The sequence below is a fragment of the Rhodococcus coprophilus NBRC 100603 genome (assembly GCF_001895045.1).
GTDB lineage: Bacteria > Actinomycetota > Actinomycetes > Mycobacteriales > Mycobacteriaceae > Rhodococcus > Rhodococcus coprophilus.
This window is the reverse complement of the sequence record NZ_BDAM01000012.1, coordinates 115,197-132,903: the sequence shown is the minus strand read 5'-3', so window position 1 is coordinate 132,903 and position 17,707 is coordinate 115,197. Positions and strand designations below refer to the sequence as shown.

The window sequence follows — 17,707 nt, the reverse complement described above, 5'->3', positions numbered from 1 at the left end:
CTCAGTGTGCGTCCGCGCCGTGCAGGGCGAGCTGGATCTGCGTGTGCAAGGCGTGCGTCAGGTATTCGCGCGGGTAGAGATCCGGGCTCGAGGCGGCATCGAGTGCGAGTCCGTGCACCGCGGCGAGGAGCAGCGTTGCGCGCGTCTCCGGATCCGGGGCGCCCAGTCTGATCAATACGGTTGCGATGCCGGTGCGAACGGTGAACAGCGTCGAGCTGCGGATCACGCTCAGCGACGGGGAAGTGACTGCACGGACGGCGAACGCGGCCATCACGTGAACCTCGCTGCCGCGTTGGTCGTCGAGCGGCAGCAATTGACTGAGCGCGGCGAACAGTGTCCGCGCCGGGTCGATGTCGGGATCGACGTTCGCGAGGCGGGTGAGTACCCGGTCGGAGAGGGCGCGGAACGAGTAGGCGAGCATCTCGTCCTTCGTCGGAAAGTGGTGCTGCACCGCGCCGATCGATACGCCTGCCTCGTTCGCGACTTCGCGCACGCTTGCTGCCTCGAGTCCACTGCGGGCGGCAACTTCGAGCAGTGCCGCGGCGAGCCTGGTGGGGCTGGTGGTGGCGTAGGGGCGGGCGCGCATGGATGCACCGTAGCGGAGCGGGCCACCGTACGAGCGTACGGGGATAACGGTCCGCACCGATCCGAATCTCGCTGTCACGCCGTCTTCTGTACTTCCGGCGAGCGAAGGAACCGCACCGCGACGGCGAGCGCGGCCGCGACCGCGGTCGCGATCCAGAGGGCGTGCAGGCCGAACAGGTGGTGTGCCAAGGCTCCGAGTAATCCTCCCGCCACCAAACCTCCCCATCGGCCGAGGTAGGGCAGCCAGCCCCAGCGTGGGCCGCCGAAGAATGCGGACGCTACCTCTTGCCCGATCTTCACGAGCGCACCGGTCATGTAGGTGAGGGCGACGGTTGCCTCGCCCTTGCGCCGGAACACGGAATTTTCGACACCCATCGCCAGCGTCATCGCCGTCACGGACACCGGGATCCACCCGGGTATCGCGCTCAGCGAACCGATGGCGAGCAGCACCGCGACGGCGACGAGAACCGCAGTTTTCCGCGTTTTGCGGTCGCGGTCGGTGAGTTCCGCGATAACGCCACCCAGAATCACCCCGATCACGAAAAGGACAACAATGCCCCCGATCAGAGCAGCGGTGCGCCATGAGGCGTCGGCTGCTTCGACGGCGAACCGTGTGGAGTTGCCGCTCATGAACGACACGAACACTCCGCCGAGGGTGATGAACCCAAGAGCGTCGACGAATCCCGCGAGTGCCGACAGTGCCACCGTCAGCGCCTGCAACTCCTTGTTGTTTTCGGGCACGGGGCAATAGTAGGGACGGAAGCCGATGCGGATACGCGGATGTAACGGCTCACCGTGTGACGGGCGATGAGCAGGCGACACCCGCCTCATGTATCTCAGGAGTCCCTCCATGGCTTTACGCCGAACGTTCCGCGTCCGTGTGCTCGCCGCGACGGCGGCCGCCGCGTTCGTTCTGGCGGGGTGCGGTGCCGCGGACGACGACACCGCGTCGGCCGTCCCTGCCGCCGCGACCACCGAAACCTCCGTAGCGGCGTCGAGCACCACTTCCGCTGCAGCCGCGTCCACGTCCGCGCGACAGGTGGCGGCGGGGGACGTTCCGCCGGCCTCCGCGGACGCCCCGCCGGTTTCCGGGGACGTCTCGTCGATGTCGGCGGCGCTGTCGCGGCTGACCACCGTGCCGATCAAGGGCCGTGCGCCGAAGACCGGTTACGACCGCACCCTGTTCGGTCAGGCATGGAGCGACGACGTCTCGGTCGAGTTCGGGCACAACGGTTGCGACACCCGCAACGACATCCTGCGGCGTGACCTCGTCGACATCGTCTACAAGCCGGGCACCCGTGACTGCGTCGTCGCCTCGGGCACGCTGCACGACGCCTACACCGGCACCACCATCGCGTTCGTTCGCGGCCAGGACACCTCCACCGCGGTGCAGATCGACCACGTTGTGGCGCTGTCGGATGCGTGGCAGAAGGGCGCGCAGCAACTCGATCCGGAGACTCGCGCGAACTTCGCGAACGATCCACGGAACCTTCAGGCGGTCGACGGCCCCACCAACCAGCGTAAGAGCGACGGCGACGCTGCGACCTGGTTGCCGCCGCATCGCCCCTACCGCTGCACGTACGTCGCGCGCCAGGTCCAGGTCAAGGCCGAGTACGGGTTGTGGGTGACGCAGGCCGAGCGCGATGCGATGGTAAGAATCCTCACCGAATGTGGCGGCACGGCAGCAGATCTCGCGCCGTCCGCGGGCGGTACCGGTACCGCGACGCCGATACCGACGACGGTCGCTCCCCAGCCCCAGCCCCAGCCCCAGCCTCTTGCGCCCGCGCCCGCGCCGGCACCGGCACCCGCGCCCGCACCCGCGCCGGCACCGGCGAGTGCGTACTACAAGAACTGCACGGCTGCCCGGGCTGCAGGAGCGGCACCGCTCTATGCCGGTGAGCCGGGCTACCGGACCGAGATGGACCGCGACCTGGACGGCGTCGCCTGCGAGTGAGGTCTGCGAATCCGGTTGTCGCGTGGTTGGTCACGAGGTGCGCGACTCCCGGCTTTTCGCGATGGTGAGTTCGACCGAGTCGAGGAGCCTTTCGAAGCTCGGTTCGAAAGGTCCGTCCGGCTCGTCGAAGCCCCCGGCTTGCCACACCCGGGTCATCGTCGGGTAACGCTCGACGTCGAACCAGTCCTCCCAGAAACTGTTCATCGACATCCAGTAGGCGTCGCGGTCGAGGCCCGTGTTCTCTCTGTCCCGGTTCTCCGCGATAGCACCTCGTGCGAGACCCTGCACGAAATTGTCGATCACGCTGATGATTTCGACCACCTGCCGCTCGGTGGGGCCCTCGTCGACGAGTATGCGGAGGGCGGCTTCCTGCGCGTCGAGGACGTGCGGAGCCAGCGGTGCCCGCCACATGTTCGTCTGCAGGATCCAGGGATGCCGGAGATAGAGGTTCCAGTGCTCGCGCGCGTACTTGGCGAGCGCGGGACGCCAGGGGGTGCAGGGCACCGGCAGGTCGAGTTCGGAATAGGCGACGTCGATCATGAGGTCGATCAGTTCGGTCCGGCCCGGAACGTACGTGTAGAGCGACATCGCACCCAACCCGAGCGCGGAGGCGACCCGGCGCATCGACAGTGCGTCCAGGCCGCCCTCGTCCGCGACAGCGATCGCGGCCTCGACCACGGCGGCGCGCGTGAGGCTCGCTTTGCGTCCCCGGGTCTTCGGTTCGGTGGGGGCCCACAGCAGTGCGAGACGGCGGGTCACCTCGGCGGTGCGGTCCGCTTCCCTTTCTTCTGCGTTCTCGGGCTCGGCCGGCAAAGACGGTCCTTTCTCGGGGTTCATTTACGTACATCGTATGATAATCTGGTCCCGCCTATTCCAGTACAACGTACGAATAGAGAATCGGATGATCCGAGCACGCGGTCTGACCAAGACATTCCATCGTAAGAAGGAAGCGATTCACGCGGTGGACAACGTCGATATCGACGTTGTCGAAGGCGAACTCGTCGCCTTCCTCGGCCCCAACGGGGCCGGGAAATCCACCACGATGCGCATGCTGACCAGCCTCCTGGCGCCGACATCGGGCACGGCGACGGTCGCCGGGTTCGACGTCGTCCGCGATCCGGACAAGGTCCGCGCACACATCGGCTACATCGGCCAGGGCAACGGCGGAGGCTACTCCTACAAGGTTCGCGACGAGCTGTACAACCAAGGCCGGTTCTACGGCCTGCCCGCACGCCGATACCGCAGTCGTGCCGCGGAACTCATCGAGGCCCTCGAACTCGGAGGGCTCGAGAAGCGAGGCATCCAGTCGCTTTCCGGCGGGCAGAAGCGCCGGCTGGATGTGGCCCTAGGTCTCATGCACGAGCCTCCGCTGCTCTTTCTCGACGAGCCCACCACGGGATTGGACCCGCACAGTCGAGCCAATCTGTGGGAGCACATCCAGGAACTCCGGCGGCGCACCGGCATGACGATCGTGCTCACGACGCACTACCTCGACGAAGCGGACAAGATGGCAGAACGAGTGGTGGTGATCGACCACGGCCGGATCGTCGCCGACGCGTCACCGGGCGATCTCGAACGCGAGTACGCCGACGACGTCATCACCGCACGCGTCGCCTCGCCCGCCGGACTCGACGCCACCGAGTCGGCCGGGCTCGTCCGCCGGGCTCTCCCGCCCGGCATCGGAGCCGTGGACACCGAGGCCTCGGGCGATGTAGTCACCGTCGTCATTGCCACAACTCACGGCGCCGAGCGTCTTCCCGCTGCGCTCGAGGCGTTGCGCCTTGCCGACCTGACGGTGTTGTCCGCTTCGCTCACGCAGGCGAGCCTCGACGACGTCTTTCTCAATCTGACCGGTCGACGGCTGCGAGAGGAGATCGCGTCGTGAACATGCAGACCGACGTCTCACCGGTTCGTTCCCACCCCGCCGACGCGCCGGCACCACGGGCCGGGGCCGCAAAATTCACCGCCGACACCGCGGCTGTGTTCATCCGCGAGATCCTGCTTCTGCTCCGCGACCCGTTCAGCCTTGTTTTCTCGCTGCTGCAACCCCTCGTGTTCCTCGCGCTCTTCGGCCCGCTCCTCACGGGCGCACTCGGCGTCGGGTCCACCGCCGAGACGTTGCAGTGGTTCGTGCCCGGCGTCATCGTCATGATCGCGCTGTTCGGCACCTCGATGACGGGTTCGAACCTGTTGTACGAATTGATGACGGGCTCCTACGAACGTGTCCTCGCGACCCCACTGTGCCGGTCTTCACTGCTCGTGGGACGAGCGCTGAAAGAGTTCGCGCCGCTCGTGATTCAAGGCCTGCTCATCGTGCTCGTCTGTGTGCCGTTCGGCTTCGAGTTGTACCCGTTCCACGTACTCGCGGGACTGGCGCTGCTCGGTGTGTTCGGAATTGGGGTGGGCGCATTGTCCTGCGCGCTCGCCCTCGCCGCCCAGAACCGCGAGTGGATGTTCTGGACCGTGCAGCAGACTCTGTTGTTCCCGCTCCTGATCCTGTCGGGAATGATGTTGCCGCTCGATACGGGACCCGCATGGATGCGGACGGTCGCGCTGCTCAACCCGCTGACCTACATCGTCGACGCCGAACGGGCACTGCTCGGAGGTGCGGTCGCCGATCCGGCTGTCGCACGCGGTGTCCTCGCGGCAGTGCTGACCTGCGTGGTGGGCCTCGTCGTCGGAATCCGCCGGACCCGCCGAACCGTATGACTCCGGGATTCGCCGCTACTCCCGAGGGCAAGGATGCAGAAACCCCCGCGGGCCGCTTGCGCGTCCCACGGGGGTCTCGTGGCGGAGGATAGGGGATTTGAACCCCTGAGGGCGTTAACCCAACCCGCGTTCCAGGCGAGCGCCATAGGCCACTAGGCGAATCCTCCGTGGGGAAGCATAGCGAATGTCCGGTCAGAGTTACCAAACGGGCAGGTCGAACCGTGGATTTCAGCCCCTGGGAGGGGGGTGGTGCGCGCCCTGCCGTACGTCCTCTACACTTGCCGATGGATCCCGCGCGGCGCGCATCCTGTGAACTCCCCCAGGGCCGGAAGGCAGCAAGGGTCAACGGGCTCTGCCGGGTGCGCGGGGTCCTCTTAATCTCCGCCGATGCCCGTGTCACCGTGCACGGTGAAAGGTCCCTCCGCATGCCTAGGCAAACCCAGTTCGGGTTGATGAGCCATGAGGAACTCGTCGCAGAGCACGAGCGCCAGTCCTCGAACTACGAGCGCTTGAAGACCGAAAAGCTGACGCTGGACCTGACTCGCGGCAAGCCGTCGCCCGAACAGCTCGACCTCTCCGCGGAGTTGCTGTCGCTGCCCGGCGCGGACGACTACCGCGACGCGAACGGCACCGACACCCGCAACTACGGCGGCCTCACCGGCCTGCCCGAACTGCGCGCGATCTTCGCCGAACTGCTGAACATCCCGGCCGAGAACCTCCTCGCGGGCAACAACGCGAGCCTCGAAGTCATGCACGACCTCGTCGTCTGGTCGTTGCTGCACGGCACGGTCGACTCGCCCCGCCCCTGGTCGCAGCAGCCCGTGGTCAAGTTCCTGTGCCCCGCACCGGGATACGACCGGCACTTCGCCATCACGCAGTCGCTCGGCATCGAGATGATTCCGGTCCCGCTGCGCGACGACGGACCCGACGTGCGTCTGATCGCCGATCTCGTTGCCAACGATCCGCAGATCAAGGGCATGTGGGCGGTGCCCACGTACTCCAACCCGACCGGCGTCGTGTACAGCGAGAATGTCGCACGCGAACTCGTCTCGATGCCGACCGCGGCTCCCGACTTCCGGATCTTCTGGGACAACGCATACGCGGTGCATCCGCTCACCGAGGATCTTGCGCCGGCGATCGACATCCTGGGACTCGCCGCGCAGGCCGGCCATCCCCATCGTGTCTTCGCACTGGCGTCGACATCGAAGATCACTTTTGCGGGCTCCGGCGTGAGCTTCTTCGGAAGCTCCACCGAGAATCTGGCGTGGTACCAGAAGCACCTCGGGGTCAAGACCATCGGCCCGGACAAGGTGAATCAGCTCAGGCACGTCCGATTCTTCGGCGACGCCGACGGCGTGCGTGCCCACATGGCCAAGCACCGCGAGATTCTCGCTCCGAAGTTCGCCCTCGTCCGCCGGGTTCTCGAAGATCGGCTGGGGGATTCGAAGGTCGCGTCCTGGACCGATCCCAAGGGTGGTTACTTCATCAGCCTCGACGTCGTCGAAGGCACCGCCCGGCGCGTCATTTCGCTCGCGAAGGACGCGGGAATCGCGCTCACCGGCGCGGGTTCGGCCTTCCCCTACAAGAACGATCCGCGGGACGAGAACATCCGGCTCGCGCCGAGCTTCCCGTCGCTCGGTGAGCTCGAGAAGGCGATGGACGGCGTCGCGACCTGCGTGCTGCTTGCAGCTACGGAAAAGTTCCTCGAGGCGTAGCCCTAGTCTGCTCGGCCGGCAGTACGCCGGGTAACCCGAAAGGGAAACGACGGTCCGCGCTATTCCCAAGCTGTGGACAACTCTGTGGAAATCCGGTGGACCGAACGTGGACAACTCGGAATCCATGCGTCTGATCAGCTGAGATGACGCAACCCCGCGTTTTCCACAGCCTGTCGTGAATGTCTGGTTCAGCACCGGTGCCGCGCAAGTGCGTCACCGATCGAGCGCCGCCGTCGGGGCCGGACTGTGGCGGCGACTGTGCGGACCGGTGCATGATCGACCCATGGAATCGACGCTGAATCTCGTGGGGGATCCCGACGCCGACGCTCTGCTCTCGCAGAATCCGGCCGCGTTGCTCATCGGGATGTTGCTCGATCAGCAGGTCGCGGTACCCTTGCACCGTGACCGAACTTCCCCACAGAGTACGCGCAATCGTTGGCGCTCGCGTATCAGTAGTCCAGGGACCGCAGAAAGTGTCGCATCTGGCGCAGCTTGAAACCGCCCGGAAGTGGGCGGAAGCCAAGGGATACGAGATCGTAGGTTCTTTCGAGGATCTCGGCGTGTCGGCTGAGAAGCGGCCCGAGGACCGGCCCGACCTCGGTCCCTGGCTGACCGACGAGGGTGCCTCCAAGTGGGATGTGATCGTCTGGTCGAAGATGGACCGCGCATTCAGGTCGACCCGGCACTGTGTCGACTTCGCCCGGTGGGCTGAGGAGCGACACAAGGTCGTTGCGTTCGCCGACGACGGTCTCACGCTCGACTACCGGCCCGGAGTCTCCAAAGGCATCGACGCGATGATGGCTGAGCTGTTCGTCTATCTCGGCTCGTTCTTCGCCCAGCTCGAACTGAACCGGTTCAAGTCCCGCGCCCAGGACTCACACCGGGCGCTGAGGCAGATGGATCGGTGGGCATCGGGTGTCCCTCCGCTCGGGTTCAAGGTCGTGGAGCATCCCAGCGGTAAGGGCAAGGGCCTGGCCACCGACGAGATCGGTTACCGGCTGCTGCATTCGATGGCACGCCGTCTGCTCGACGGCTGGTCATATATCCGCATCGCAGCGTGGCTGAACGCTGGGTACACCGATCCGCGATGTACCGATGCACACGTCCTGGATTGCGAGTGCCGCGATGGTGCGGCCCTGACGAATATGGACCGGGCTCGGGTGGCCAAGGGCAACCCTCCGAAGTCCCGACCGTGGACAACCAGCACGGTGATCGACGCCATGACCTCGCCGCGTACGCAGGGTCTGAAGATGACCGGCAAGGGGTCGGCTGCAGTCGTCGTGCTCGACCCCGAGGGAGAGCCGATCCGGCTCGCACCCCCGACGTTCGACGCTGCCACCTGGAAGCAGCTCCAAGAGGCTGCCCACCTCCGCAAGCTCAACGGTCGTACGCCGACCGCGTCCACCAACCCGATGCTCGGTGTAGGAATCTGCGGCTGCCCAGGCTGCCCAGCATGCGGTGAAGGCCCGTGTGGGGCCTCGCTGGCACAACAGGCGTCTGTCAGGAAGAACTCCAATGGACAGGTCACTGCGGAGCATCGCTACTACCGGTGCGGGCGTACTCCGCTCAACTGCAAAGGCACGGGCGTCCGGGCCGACGACGCCGATGTCAGGCTGGAACGGATGTTCCTGGCCAAATGGGGAGACACCAAGGTCACCCGACGCGTGTTCGTCCAGGGTGAGGACCACGCTGCCGAGCTGGAGAAGGTGTTAGCAACCCTCGACCGGTTGCGGATGGAATCCGATATGGGCTTGTTGACCACGCCCGAGGACGTACGTCAGTGGGCGGAACGGATGAAGGCTCAGGTCGCCAAACGCGACCAGCTCGCCGCCACGCCATCGCGTCCGTCCGGCTGGGTCACCGAGGAGACAGACCAGACGTACCGCGAGGTCTGGGAGACCTCCGACAAGCGTCAGTTGATGATCGACCACGGTGCCCGTTTCGTCGTGTACCCGAAGCACATGCGCGACGGGCTGCGGCAGATGGCGATGATGCCGCCGAAGAACATGCCCGAGCTGCCGGAGCGTCTGGACCTCGACGGGCTCCCGAAGCCCGACCTGGCCACCATAAAGGTCGACTGACCGGGGCCGGCCAAAAGAGGCAGGCCCCTGCAATTGTTGCGACTACGATTAATTGGACCGTACCTGGAATCCTGCAATTCCAATTCCGTCGGAGTACCGATTCGACAATTCGGAATTGTCGACTTGTTTCTTTATTGAATCGGGCCGGCACTCCAAATTAGCCGCGCCCGTATATTCTCTGACCGATAGCAATCTCTTGCCTCCCGATCTCGACGGGGGTACTGTCGGAATCGGTCCGTCCGATCCGGCGGACATGTCGTCATGCCTGCAATCTGAAGACCGCCGTAGTGGCCCCCAGGGGCCACGCTGAGGGCCGAACCTACCTATGTGTGGGTGAGTGGGTGGGTAGCACCCTTCAGTGCGTCAGCGTGGACGCTAGACGCCCGTTTCAGCGTATACGCTGGTCAGGAGGGATTTTTGCCTCCCTACGCGGGCGCGCGTAACAAGGAAATCTTTGATCTGGTTTTTCCAGTTGCAGGATCAGAGTGAGGGAACCCCCTTTAGGGGGTTCCCGAACTAGGGGATTTCCTTAAGAAATCCCTATCTAGAGATTATTATAATATACCCCTTTAAGGGGCCCCAATAACCATTCTTTGAGGGTCAAAGAATATCCCCCTCAGGGGGGTATCTGGAGGCACCTGGAGGTGCCATCTGGAGCGCAAAGAATGGCGCATCTGGAGGGTCAAGAATGGCTCCAGGAAGACCCAAAGAATGGCTCTCTGACAATTCTTCTGCCATTCAAAGAATGGCGTAATCGGACACCTTCGGTGCGCTTTCTTTTGGTGTCAGCCATCTGCCTTCCTCGGCCTCGCCATCCCTAGGCCCCATCAAGTGTGGAGGGGCCGGGACGGCTCGTGAGCCTTCGTGCGGCAGATGCCAGCCACGGCGCGAACTTACCGACCGGTAACCACCGATGAGCTGCGGGTCTGGGGCCCGCATCTAGCTATGACATCCAGCACACCACATCATGAGGAGAGACATGAACACCACCGCAACAGCACGCCTCGGCGAGATCGAGACCTCGGCATCCGGCATCCGGTTCGTCCGCCCACTGGGCAACCAGGCCGCGAAGCTGGTGCCGAACAAGGTCGACAAGTGGCGACGCGAGAACCCGGACCACGTGTACCGGCAAGAGGTGACGTCGACGGGCGGAGCCTGGGTCCAGTTCTGGGGATTCCGCGTCTACTACGGCCCGTGCGCTGACTGCGGCGGACTCGTCCACACGCGCCGGAAGATCTCGCACAAGAAGGACGGAAGCACCGACACCGCGCGGTGGCCGAAGTACTGCACAGAGTGCTCTGAAGCGCGGCACGTGGCACACAATGCCGCTGCGAAGGAGAGGATGGCGGCGCTACGCAAGCGCCGGAAGGAAGCCATGCAGGAGCGGTACCCCGGATGGAATCCTCAGCCGGGTAGGCCGAAGGGGTCGCGTAACGGCACTGGCACCTCGGCCGGCGAGCCTCATGGATCCTGGATCAGGACCGTCCCAAATATGAGTTACATCGCTTAGGGGTCAAATACTGTGTTCCAGTTTTGTACTGATATTGCGAAGGGGAAAGACACCCCCTTGCAAGCTTGCGAGCTGATCCCGACCTGCAGTCGGTGATCGCCGCATCCGGGTGTTCTCCAGCACCCGGAGGTCGGTCGGTGGCTCTCCCCATCGACCGCCTGAACTTCTCGAGGTGATCGACCTCGGCAAGCCGCTGTGGCAGCAGCGGATAGGAACGGCGGGTGACCGTTCCGTGTGTTTCTTGAGGGAAGTCAGCCCTCGGTCTGTTACGGCAGACCGAGGGGTACCCCACAATCTTCGGGTCAGAACGTCGAATACGTTCTGGCCCTTTTCATTTGACCCAAACCATGAGTACTAACGATGCTGAAAGAGAGGCACTAATGCCCGTCAACCAGTGCCCTCAGGGGCACGAGATCCGAACATCCGCCGACCGAGACAACGGTGGCTACTGCCGCCGATGCAGGTCCGAGCGTGAGAAGCGCCAACGGATCGGTAAGTCTGCCGCCTGGACCGTTGTCCGCGCCTTCGAGAGCGCGGGCGTCCAGTTCCAACACGACGGCGTACCCGTCGAACCTGCCGAGGTAGTTCGGCAACTGACCGAGGCGTACGCCTCCGGCGCGTTCGACACACACTGACTCACCTACTGCACGGCCCACGGAGGTCGTACAGCACCAAACACGCGGCCAGATGCCGCGACAACCCCAGGAGGTACCCCATGGCAAACATCCCTGAGAACGCCCAGCTCCACGAGCTGCCCGCGTACTGGCAGGACCGGATCCTCAAGCTGCGGTCTGAAGGCTTCGAGCTGAGGAAGCGGCTGCATACAGCGGAGAACTTCGACACGAAGTCCGAGAAGGTCCGGAAGTTGAACAACGAGGCCAAGAACCTTCGCATCCGGCTGCGGGCTGCTGAGGCCCGCATCTCCGAGCTGGGGGCCCAGCTCCCTGATCCGTGTTCGAGCTGATCCAGAACTTGACATCCGCCAACCGAGGCCCCGCCGACAACGGGGTCTTTCGCATATCCAAGGAGAGATCACATGGACGCACTGATCGACGCAGCCGTACGGGCTGCTGAGCACGGAGCACCTGCACGTACGTGGAAAGTCAGCCCTGAGGCTGCCGTCCATCTCGGATCCCACCACGGACACCCGTACGAAGGTCTGACCGTCACACATTGGACGGACTGAGCATGCCGAACGCACACGAGCAGGAAGCAGCGTTCCAGCTGCATCTGACGCGGTCTGAGAACTACGTCCGAGCCATCCACGAGGCCGGAGACCTCGCGTGGTTCGAGCACGGACACCCGAACCGCTACGTGATCCTCGCCCGGCTCGGGCTGGACGACGACATCGACGAGACCGACCTACGACGGGCGCTGTTCATGCGCCGCTACCCATAGCCAAGGAGAGATATGCAGAACCAAGACATCCAGACCCCTGTTCCCGGCCCTGAGTCCAACGCTGACGGGGTGCCTACCGATAAGGCACCCACGGGTACCCCTGGAGCCGAGGACGGCTCTCAGAAGCTGAACAAAGAAGCCCGGTACCGGGTAGAGCGGAACGAGGCCCGCGAGACGGTGACCGCCCTGCAGGCTCGGTTCGAACGGCTGCAGCGTGCCGAGGTCGAGCGGATCGCCAGCGCGGAGCTGGCGATGGGGAGCGACTTGTTCACCCTCTCGGGTAACACCCTCACCGACTACCTGGACGACGACGGCAACGTCGACCCCGAGAAGGTGGCCGCCGATGTAGCGGCTGTCCTGACCGAGCGTCCCGGCCTCCGGAAGAACGCACCCGCGTTCGACCCTTCCCAGGGCACCGGAGGTTCGAAGCCGAAGCAGCCCACCCCGTCGTGGGATGCGATGTTCAAGTGATCTTCGGGTAGTGGTCTGTGACCGCTGCTCAACACAAACGAGGCTGTGCCTCAATGGGATTCGGTCTGTGACCGTCTCCTGATTCACTACCCCTATGGGCCTCTGGCAATCGAGCCAGGGGCCTTTCCTATTGTCCAGGAGGACATTTCATGGCTACCACCAACACCGCCCTGCAGAACGCCTTCACCCCCGAGGACTACGGCAAGCTCGTCGATGCCGAGATCACCGACAAGGCGGTTGCGTTCCAGGCTGCAACCGTCGTCAACACCGGTAAGCATCAGGTTCGTTTCCCGATCCTGGTCACCGATCCCGAGACCGGCTGGTACGCCGAGAACACCCCGATCACGCTCGTCGATCCGGTGACCAACGAGGTCGTCGTGGTCCCGACCAAGGTCGCCGGTCTGACCCAGGTCTCCAACGAGTCGGTCGAGGACACCGATCCGGCGGTGGCCGCGATGATCGGTAAGGCACTGGCCCGTGACATCGGCAAGAAGGTCGATGCCGCGTTCTTCGGTGACACCGTCACCCACGGCCCGAGCGGTCTCCTCTCGGTCCAGGGTGTCCAGGTCGTCGATACGACCGCAGGCTGGACCACGCTCGACTACGTCCACGATGCCAAGTCGAAGGCGATGGCCAACGGTGCCGAGCTGACCCATATCGTTCTGGCCCCTGACGTGGCCCTGGCCCTCTCGAAGGCCAAGACCGCTTCCGGCTCGAACCAGGGCCTGATCGAGAGCGTGGACGACGGCATCAAGCTGGCTGGTCTTATCGCCCTGGTCTCGCCTGCGGTGACCGCTGGCAACGCCTGGGCCCTGGACTCCTCGCAGGTGATGACCGTCCTTCGCAAGGGCACCGCGGTGACCATGTCCACCGATGCCGCCTTTGGCTCGGACGCGACTCAGGTCCGCGCCGTGGCTCGAATCGGGTTCGGCCATGCCAACCCGTCGGGCATCGTGCGCCTGCACGCTGTTGCTGCCTGATAGCAACTTGACATACCCCGAACGACTGATCCTGTTCGGGCACAACTGAATACAACGCTGGAGGGGCACCTTACGAGGTGCCCTTCTGGCGTCTCAGACGCCCTCACAAAGGAGAGACCCGCCATGGCCAACACCAGTAACCCCCGTACGTTCGTTCCGTGTCAGCGCGAAGGCTGCCAGGGTACAGCCTTCGAGGAGCGCAAGTACTGCTGTTACCTCTGCCGCACAGTGGCGCACGAGCTGGAGAACGCCCAACGGGCCTGTGAGGCACTCGGAGACTTCGAGCTGACCAACGAGTTGTGGGCACAGGTAGTCGCCCTCAGCGACGAATGCAGCCGGTATCTCGACCTCGGGTTCAAGCTCCGCACGTTGGCTATGGAGGCAGGCGTGACCCCGAAGCAGTGGCAGGACATCCGCAGAGGACGGGTCACTACCGGCTAAGGCTGCACAAGCCAGGGCTCTATGCCCAGGAGGGTGCCCAGGCCCCCGAGCCGAGGTAGCTCGGGTGGAGGTCTGGTCAGGTGGGGTCTAGGCCCTGAGGCTGGAGGCCGAGGAGGTAAGGCCTGGTCCTCGGTGGGAGTCCTGCCGAGGTCTCTAGGTCGGGTAGTCCGGCCTCTGCTTGAGGTTGTCTGGTGTCGAGTCTCTGCCTGCAGGCTGGATCAGCCTCGTGACACCGATCGATCCGACGTTTACGCAGGTCAGACACGGTGCGACCCCTACCCAGGGGGTATCCCCTCCCACCCCCCTCTTTGACCGGGACGTTATGCGCCCGAGACATCACGTGCGGTTTTCAGAACCTGATTTTTCACCAGATGCCCTGATCAAGGGCTATTTCCTACTTTTCATTAAGGGGTTGAAACGCCTATGCGGCCACGAATGCCGAAGGGTTTCGGGTCGGCAGGCCAGAAACTCTGGAAGACCGTCCTGGACGAGTACGACCTGGACAACGAGCCAGCCAAGCTGGAGATCCTCGCTCACACCTGCTGCGTAACCGACACCATCGCCGAGCTGGACCGTGCGACTGCTGGCCAGCCACTGACAGTCCGAGGCAGTGCCGGCCAAATGGTGATCCATCCGCTGATCGCTGAGGTCCGCGTCCAGCGGGCCCTGCTCGCCCAGCTCCTCGCTCGACTGAACTTCGCACCTGCCGAGGAGGACTAGCCATGGCCCGAGGCACTGGGATGTCGCAGACCAGGCGACGTAATCGCAAGCCTTCAGCCTCGAGCCCTGAGGCTCTGGCTGCCCTTCTCCCGAACGATCTCCGGTTACTCGGGGGTCTGTGTACCCCCGGTGACTACCAGTCGCTGAGGGGCAACGTAGCCGACTGGCTCAATGGCTCTGTGCCTGGTCGCGGGCACGAGCTGGCCGCTCCCGTAATGAACGCAGCCGGTTTGTCGGCTGCCGACTTCTATCACCAAGTACTGACAGGAGGCATCCCAGATGCCACGTAAGAACTACACACTGCGCCGACCACGGCGTGGTCACCCGGAGCTGAACGTGAAGCAGCTCCTCTCCGTTCTGAAGACCAACCGGAAGGAGATGCGCGATGGCTCACGCAACCGCTGAGGATGTCCAGGCAGTACTCGGGCGCGAGCTGACGCCCGAGGAAACCGCGATGGTCGCACGTCGACTCGAACAGGTCGAACGCATGATCGTTCGCCGGATCCCGGATCTGGCCTCACAGATCGCAGCCGGAGACATCGACCAGGCAGACGTGGTCGACATCGAGGCTGAGGCTGTCTTACGGGTGGTTCTGCACGGAGACGGGCTCGTCTCCGAGTCGGACGGTGGGTTCTCGTATCAGAAGGCCTACACCGCCGACGGGACGTTACGGCTGCTCCCCGAGGAGTGGCAGACGCTCGGTGTTCGACCGAGCAAGATGCACTCGCTGGTGCCGAACCTCGTGGCACCGCGCCGGGAGTCGTCGTTCTTCGGGGCAGGTGGCTGATCGTGAGCATCCTCAACCGTGGAAACGAGACCGTCACGGTCTACCCCGAGACCCTGACCATCGACGAAGACGGCAACAAGTTCACCAAGCCGTCGAAGGTGGGAATCGTCCTCAAGGCTGTTGTGCAGCCGGTCAACATCGGCGTGATGAGCGCCAGCCCGGAGACACAGAAGATCGGGTTTGAGACCTCGATCAAGTACCGGTTGCGCCTGGTCGGCTACCCCGAGTTGCTCGGTGCTCAGTCGCAGGTCGAGTGGAGAGGCAAGCGGTACGCGCTCGACGGAGACCCGCAGATCTTCAGTGGCTCGCCGCGTACGGCGCGAGCCGAGTACGTGATGCTCCGCAGGTGATCGCAGAGTCGACTACTCGACTACTCGACTACTCGCGCCATGCCGTAGCTACCTGGACGCTCAAGCAGACTTCCGGATAGAGGTAGGTGCTGGGAGCCACCGAGGCAACTCCCAGCACCGGCCCCTTACTTCTTCTTGCCTTCCACGACGGTTGTCTTCGGATGAGAGGTCGCGTAGGACTTGCTCACGTACTTTCCGGTGATGGCACTGCGCGCCTTCCCGGAGCCCTTGCCCTTACTCATCTTCACCGCCCCCGAATCGTGGTCGTGCGGGTGACCGTGTTGACCTTCACAGGCACAGACTTCGTCGTGGTGGTACTACCACTCTTGATCCGCACCGGAACACGAACGGTCTTGGTGCTGCGGGACACGCGAGTTGAACGGATGGGGTTCATGACCCCACCTCCCATTCCGCCGGAGAAATCAAGAACGATCCCGTGAAACCCACCCCCCGTATGGAGGAGCAAGCTAGCCTGAGTTACGCTCGAAAGGCATCGGAGAAATGCATTCAAGCGCACCCGACTCGGGGATCTAACCCCCGGGTGGGGGCCTTGTCCTGTCTGGCGGTCTAGACACTACACCTTGTGTCCGACAGATACACAGAACCCAGGATCTTGTGAGTTACAGGTGTGATATTCCCAGGTCGCACCTTGCCGACGTGCACGTTCAGGGGCCCGTACGGCGTGTCGTGGCGGGATGCACCGACCATGGCCTCGAGCACAGTGTGACGCCACCTGCCACCGAGTTCCCGTAAGACCCTCAGCGTGGCTCTCAGAACCGATCCCCTCGCTTCGCGAGGTTCCGCCAGCCCGTCCGCAGCTTGGCCCGGAGTTCCGGTGACGAACCGGTTGCAGGCGTCGGGACGAACCTCGGAGGCGTCGGGGTCGTCGGCGTAGACGACGCCCATCCGCGACGTTCCGCCGGTGCCGACCCTGCCCGCTGATCATTTTTCTGATCATAAAGAGATATATAGGGGGGCTGACCTGCGCGGGTGCTTGTTTGCACCTCGCGACGTGTGTTGTTTGCACCTCGCTTCGCGAGCATCCGGCCAATCGAATTGGTGAGCGCACGCCATGCCGCCCGGCCCGTACGCCGGACGGTACGAACGAGCCCGAGATCTCCCAGACGAGCAAGGGCGTGCTTCACGCCTCGGAGGCTCGACCGGGTCTCTTCTGCGATCCGCTCGACCGAAGGGTTCACCATCGGATCGTCTGCGTCGGTGTTGTCAGGGAAGACAGCAGAGAGCCGTTCCAGGTACTCGTAGACGGCGGTAACCGTCTTCGCCCGCCGAGGATTGACTCCGTGCGCCTCCAGACGGGCGCAGCAATTGGCGTAGATCCACTCCCGGTCGTGTCGTGACAACGTCCGAGGACGAGGGCGGGTAGCTGTGGTTACACTGCTTCCATGGTTCATGACGGCGGATCTCCGTTGTGGCCTAGACCCCCAGCAGGTGCGCTAACACCTCGGGGGTCGATCGTTATATGTCCACAGTCCGTGGGCACATATCAACAGGTCCCCATGGAAACCGCCTTCGCGGGGCCGAAGAAGATCGCGGATCGGCTCGGCCGACTCGATGTCCACGAGATCGCCGAAATGAACCCCGACGATTTCGTCGCGGTGTGTGCGCAGCCGCCGGCCGTGCACCGGTTTCCGAAATCGATGGGTGAACGAATCCACTCGTTGTGCGCGTACCTCGTGGAGCACTACGACGGTGACGCCACAGCGATCTGGACGTCCGGCGACCCGGACGGCAAGGAAGTGCTCAAACGACTGAAGGCATTGCCGGGTTACGGCGATCAGAAGGCACGCATCTTCCTTGCGCTGCTCGGCAAGCAGGTCGGTGTGGAGCCGAAGGGCTGGCGAGAGGCCGCGGGCGCCTACGGCGACAAGAACTCGCGACGATCGATCGCGGATGTCGTCGACCAGCAGACGCTTCTCGAGGTGCGCGAGTTCAAGAAGGCAGCCAAGGCTGCCGCGAAGGCGGCCAAGGAAACCTAGGCCGCCTTC

General features: G+C 64.1%; 19 protein-coding genes, 1 tRNA gene, 1 other RNA gene and 2 pseudogenes. 18 read left to right on the top strand and 5 right to left on the bottom strand.

Annotated features, from left to right (window positions below; all coding sequences use genetic code 11):
- Position 1: 1 nt before the first annotated feature.
- Positions 2-586 carry a TetR/AcrR family transcriptional regulator gene (locus tag RDCOP1_RS20660; protein WP_072705220.1) on the bottom strand — a complete coding sequence of 195 codons (585 nt, stop codon included), beginning with the start codon at positions 584-586 and terminating at the stop codon, positions 2-4.
- A 74-nt stretch (positions 587-660) separates the two neighbouring features.
- Positions 661-1,326: a YoaK family protein gene (locus tag RDCOP1_RS20655; protein ID WP_072705052.1), complete on the bottom strand. Its 666-nt coding sequence runs from the start codon at positions 1,324-1,326 to the stop codon at positions 661-663.
- 109 nt (positions 1,327-1,435) lie between these two features.
- Here RDCOP1_RS20655 and RDCOP1_RS20650 point away from each other — a divergent pair, with 109 nt between their 5' ends.
- Positions 1,436-2,539, top strand: coding sequence for a GmrSD restriction endonuclease domain-containing protein (locus RDCOP1_RS20650; protein WP_072705049.1), 1,104 nt, complete (start codon positions 1,436-1,438; stop codon positions 2,537-2,539).
- A 30-nt stretch (positions 2,540-2,569) separates the two neighbouring features.
- On the opposite strand, the gene RDCOP1_RS20645 is transcribed toward RDCOP1_RS20650, so the two are convergent.
- The gene (locus RDCOP1_RS20645) at positions 2,570-3,376 is read right to left on the bottom strand and encodes a TetR/AcrR family transcriptional regulator C-terminal domain-containing protein (protein ID WP_084722742.1); all 807 of its coding nucleotides are present in this window, start codon (positions 3,374-3,376) and stop codon (positions 2,570-2,572) included.
- Positions 3,377-3,440: 64 nt separating this feature from the next.
- On the opposite strand from RDCOP1_RS20645, the gene RDCOP1_RS20640 reads away from it, so the two are divergent.
- Positions 3,441-4,424: an ABC transporter ATP-binding protein gene (locus tag RDCOP1_RS20640; protein WP_072705046.1), complete on the top strand. Its 984-nt coding sequence runs from the start codon at positions 3,441-3,443 to the stop codon at positions 4,422-4,424.
- 2 nt (positions 4,425-4,426) lie between these two features.
- Positions 4,427-5,248, top strand: a complete 822-nt coding sequence (locus RDCOP1_RS20635) for an ABC transporter permease (RefSeq protein WP_072705215.1) — start codon at positions 4,427-4,429, stop codon at positions 5,246-5,248.
- Positions 5,249-5,327: 79 nt separating this feature from the next.
- Here RDCOP1_RS20635 and RDCOP1_RS20630 read toward each other — a convergent pair.
- Positions 5,328-5,415 (bottom strand) — tRNA-Ser (locus tag RDCOP1_RS20630).
- Between the two features lie 116 nt (positions 5,416-5,531).
- Between RDCOP1_RS20630 and ffs the strand changes: the two genes are divergently transcribed.
- The 5 genes and pseudogenes from ffs to RDCOP1_RS20605 all read left to right on the top strand — a co-directional run bounded on the left by ffs (position 5,532) and on the right by RDCOP1_RS20605 (position 10,554).
- Positions 5,532-5,626: signal recognition particle sRNA small type (gene ffs / locus RDCOP1_RS20625), an RNA gene on the top strand.
- Between the two features lie 47 nt (positions 5,627-5,673).
- Complete coding sequence (locus RDCOP1_RS20620) at positions 5,674-6,963, top strand: aspartate aminotransferase type Ic (protein ID WP_072705212.1); 1,290 nt, start codon at positions 5,674-5,676, stop codon at positions 6,961-6,963.
- 283 nt (positions 6,964-7,246) lie between these two features.
- A pseudogene (locus tag RDCOP1_RS21895) lies at positions 7,247-7,399 on the top strand (HhH-GPD-type base excision DNA repair protein); the annotation flags it as partial.
- A complete protein-coding gene (locus RDCOP1_RS20610) occupies positions 7,365-9,044 on the top strand; it encodes a recombinase family protein (protein WP_084722741.1) in 1,680 nt (559 codons plus the stop codon). The pseudogene RDCOP1_RS21895 and the gene RDCOP1_RS20610, both read left to right, overlap by 35 nt.
- A 979-nt stretch (positions 9,045-10,023) precedes the next feature.
- Positions 10,024-10,554: a hypothetical protein gene (locus RDCOP1_RS20605; protein ID WP_072705043.1), complete on the top strand. Its 531-nt coding sequence runs from the start codon at positions 10,024-10,026 to the stop codon at positions 10,552-10,554.
- A gap of 377 nt (positions 10,555-10,931) precedes the next feature.
- Here RDCOP1_RS20605 and RDCOP1_RS21580 read toward each other — a convergent pair whose 3' ends face one another.
- Positions 10,932-11,186 carry a hypothetical protein gene (locus RDCOP1_RS21580; RefSeq protein ID WP_169848945.1) on the bottom strand — a complete coding sequence of 85 codons (255 nt, stop codon included), beginning with the start codon at positions 11,184-11,186 and terminating at the stop codon, positions 10,932-10,934.
- A gap of 83 nt (positions 11,187-11,269) precedes the next feature.
- Between RDCOP1_RS21580 and RDCOP1_RS20595 the strand changes: the two genes are divergently transcribed.
- The 10 genes and pseudogenes from RDCOP1_RS20595 to RDCOP1_RS20550 form a co-directional block, all read left to right on the top strand.
- Complete coding sequence (locus RDCOP1_RS20595) at positions 11,270-11,518, top strand: hypothetical protein (protein WP_072705037.1); 249 nt, start codon at positions 11,270-11,272, stop codon at positions 11,516-11,518.
- Between the two features lie 72 nt (positions 11,519-11,590).
- Positions 11,591-11,740, top strand: coding sequence for a hypothetical protein (locus RDCOP1_RS21575; RefSeq protein ID WP_169848943.1), 150 nt, complete (start codon positions 11,591-11,593; stop codon positions 11,738-11,740).
- A gap of 2 nt (positions 11,741-11,742) precedes the next feature.
- Complete coding sequence (locus RDCOP1_RS20590) at positions 11,743-11,952, top strand: hypothetical protein (RefSeq protein WP_072705034.1); 210 nt, start codon at positions 11,743-11,745, stop codon at positions 11,950-11,952.
- Positions 11,953-12,021: 69 nt separating this feature from the next.
- A complete protein-coding gene (locus RDCOP1_RS20585) occupies positions 12,022-12,423 on the top strand; it encodes a hypothetical protein (protein ID WP_231922854.1) in 402 nt (133 codons plus the stop codon).
- 149 nt (positions 12,424-12,572) lie between these two features.
- Positions 12,573-13,403 (top strand): phage major capsid protein, encoded by an 831-nt coding sequence (locus tag RDCOP1_RS20580; RefSeq protein ID WP_072705028.1) that lies wholly within the window; start codon positions 12,573-12,575, stop codon positions 13,401-13,403.
- A gap of 123 nt (positions 13,404-13,526) precedes the next feature.
- Positions 13,527-13,844 (top strand): hypothetical protein, encoded by a 318-nt coding sequence (locus RDCOP1_RS20575; RefSeq protein ID WP_231922853.1) that lies wholly within the window; start codon positions 13,527-13,529, stop codon positions 13,842-13,844.
- Between the two features lie 435 nt (positions 13,845-14,279).
- Positions 14,280-14,564 (top strand): hypothetical protein, encoded by a 285-nt coding sequence (locus tag RDCOP1_RS20570; protein WP_072705021.1) that lies wholly within the window; start codon positions 14,280-14,282, stop codon positions 14,562-14,564.
- A gap of 385 nt (positions 14,565-14,949) precedes the next feature.
- Positions 14,950-15,351: a Gp19/Gp15/Gp42 family protein gene (locus tag RDCOP1_RS20565; RefSeq protein ID WP_072705018.1), complete on the top strand. Its 402-nt coding sequence runs from the start codon at positions 14,950-14,952 to the stop codon at positions 15,349-15,351.
- A gap of 2 nt (positions 15,352-15,353) precedes the next feature.
- Entirely contained in the window at positions 15,354-15,701 is a 348-nt protein-coding gene (locus RDCOP1_RS20560) for a hypothetical protein (protein WP_072705015.1), read from the top strand.
- Between the two features lie 1,505 nt (positions 15,702-17,206).
- A pseudogene (locus RDCOP1_RS20550) lies at positions 17,207-17,698 on the top strand (HhH-GPD-type base excision DNA repair protein); the annotation flags it as partial.
- Positions 17,699-17,707: the final 9 nt, after the last annotated feature.